The sequence below is a fragment of the Bradyrhizobium sp. genome (assembly GCF_004799445.1).
Taxonomy (GTDB): Bacteria; Pseudomonadota; Alphaproteobacteria; order Rhizobiales; family Xanthobacteraceae; genus Bradyrhizobium.
This window is the reverse complement of record NZ_SSNA01000224.1, coordinates 1-2,555: the sequence shown is the minus strand read 5'-3', so window position 1 is coordinate 2,555 and position 2,555 is coordinate 1. Positions and strand designations below refer to the sequence as shown.

The 2,555-nt window shown below is 61.0% G+C and carries 2 protein-coding genes; both read left to right on the top strand.

The annotated features are described in order from the left end of the window. Window positions 1-2,226 (top strand): glycosyl hydrolase family 65 protein (locus E8A46_RS29090; protein WP_291568526.1); only part of this gene is annotated, 2,226 nt, incomplete at its 5' end. Beyond that, window positions 2,223-2,555: universal stress protein (locus E8A46_RS29085; protein ID WP_291568524.1), on the top strand; the 333-nt coding region annotated here is incomplete at its 3' end. The genes E8A46_RS29090 and E8A46_RS29085, both read left to right, overlap by 4 nt.

The window sequence follows — 2,555 nt, the reverse complement described above, 5'->3', positions numbered from 1 at the left end:
ATCGAGTCGATATTTGCAATAGCCAATGGATATATCGGGGCGAGGGCCTCAATCGGAGAGGATGGGAGATTTTCGAATCCATCGACATTTGCCGCCGGCGTTTACGTTACGGACCCAAGCTCCGAACTCGGAACGAGACTGGCAGTACTTCCAAATTGGTTCCATACAGAAGTCAGTGTGGAGAACCAAGAGCTGTCGCTTGAGGCTGGCCGCGTACTCGTCCATCGGCGACTTCTCGACTTGCGCCAGGGTGTCATGTGGCGCGAGTGGCGACAGCAAGACCCGCGCGGACGCATTACCCGATTATTTTATCTGCAGCTTGCTTCTCTCGCTGATCGGCACATCCTTCTCCAATCGGTCACGGTAACGGCCGAAAACTACGCAGGAAAGATAAGTCTCACCACACGCCTTGTCCCGTCGGGTGAAATCGGCATGGAAACAGCGCACATCGGGGCCGAACCTGCCGTGCTCATGCGCGTATCTCGGATAGACGTCGCGATCGCCAGTACGTCGATGCTGCACTGCGCGAACTCGTCGAGAACGTTGACGCACGAAGAACGATCCGACGGCAGTGAAGAGCGATGGTCATGGGAGACAGGCCTCGGTGAAGCGGTCCGCCTAGATCGTATCATTACTGTCTTCACGTCGCGTGACGGTGTTAACCCAGCTAAGGCGGCTTTGAGTCATCTTGCGACAACGCGCACGCGTGGCTTTCCGCCCGCCGCGCAGGCGCATTTCGATGCCTGGCATCGCAAGTGGGGCGCCGCGGATGTTCGGATAGCGGGTGACAAGCAGGCGCAGCGCGCACTTCGCTTTGCATGCTATCATCTCATCTCAGCGGTCAACCCTGCCGACGAATACGTCTCGATCTGTGCGCGCGGGCTAACCGGCGAAGCGTATCGGGGTCATGTGTTCTGGGACACCGAGATCTATATGCTGCCATTCTATGTCTTCACTGATCCGCTGTCTGCTCGATCTCTGCTGATGTACCGCTATCACACGCTCGATGCAGCGCGGCGCAAAGCCAAGGAGCATGGCTATGAGGGTGCCCTCTATGCCTGGGAGTCGGCCGATACCGGTGATGAGGTAACTCCGCGGCGCGCGGTCATGCCCGATGGCCGGGTCGTCGCCATCCTTACAGGGGAACGAGAGCACCACATTAGCGCCGACGTTGCGTACGCTGTCTGGCAGTATTGGCGCGCGTCGGGGGACGACGGCTTCATGCTAGCAGCAGGTGTCGAGATCCTCGTGGAGACAGCACGCTTCTGGGCCAGCCGGGCGGAAGTCGCGCCTGATGGTCGTACCCACATTCGGCAAGTGATCGGCCCCGATGAGTATCACGAACTGATCGACGACAACGCGTACACAAATGCGATGGCGATTTTCAACCTCGAACGTGCCGCGGATACCCTTGAGATATTACAGCGCAAGCAAGTCGCCGACTGGCAGCGGCTATGCACAAACCTTGAGCTTGCCGAGAAGGAGCCCGCGAAGTGGCGTGCGTTGGCTGGAGGGCTAGCGACAGGTTTTGATCCTGCAACCAAACTGTTCGAGCAATTCGCTGGCTATTTCGAACTCGATGAGGTCGATGTAGTGCGCCAGCGAGCCTCGGCCATGCCGATTGACGCCTATCTCGGACCGGAGCGCGTGCGTCGCTCGAAGGCGATCAAGCAGGCAGATGTCGTGGCGCTCAGCGCAGTGCTGTGGGATCAATGGCCTGTCGCGGTGCACGAGGCGAACTTCCGGTATTACGAACCCCGCACCGCCCATGGCAGTTCGCTGAGCCCTGCGCTTTACGCCCTCGTCGCCGCCCGGCTCGGCGACGGAGCTCTTGCGCAAGCTTATTTCCGCCAAGCTGCCGAGATCGACTTGGCCAACAACATGGGTAACGCCGCCGGCGGCGTTCATATGGGCGCCCTAGGTGGCCTCTGGCAGGCTGCGGTATTCGGCGCGGCCGGCTTACGCGCACGTGAGGACGGCATTGCGCTCGACCCACATCTGCTCCCGGGCTGGACCGAAATGGCATTTCCGGTGCAATGGCGGGGACGCTTGCTGCGTTTGCGCCTGGAAGCTGACCGCAGGTGTATCGAGGTCAATGTCGAGAGCGGTGGCGAGCTCTGTCTCTCGGTCCCGGAGGGCCCCGTATGCCTCGCCCGTCCCGGCCGGCGCTATGTCCTGCGTGGCGACCGCTCAGGATGGGGTAGTTGGGAAGAGGTGGGCCAATGACTTCTGCGCAGACAGTGCTGGTCCCGCTCGACGGCTCCGTCCGCGCGACGGCGGCGTTGCCCGTGGCGCGTGGGCTTGCCGAATTGTTTCATGCCACCCTCGCCGTTCTCCATGTTTCCGAGGAGACCTTGGAATCCGCCGCGCTGGTCGACCGCATGAAACTCTCATCCCAAGACCTGCGTGGGCTGGTTGTAGATCAGCGTACGGGTGCGGCTGCGGCCCGTATCGTGCAAGAAGCCACCGAGCGACACGCAGCCCTGATCGTCATGTGCCCACGGACACGGATGGATGCCAGACCGCGAACATTTGGCAGTGTGGCCGAGGCCGTT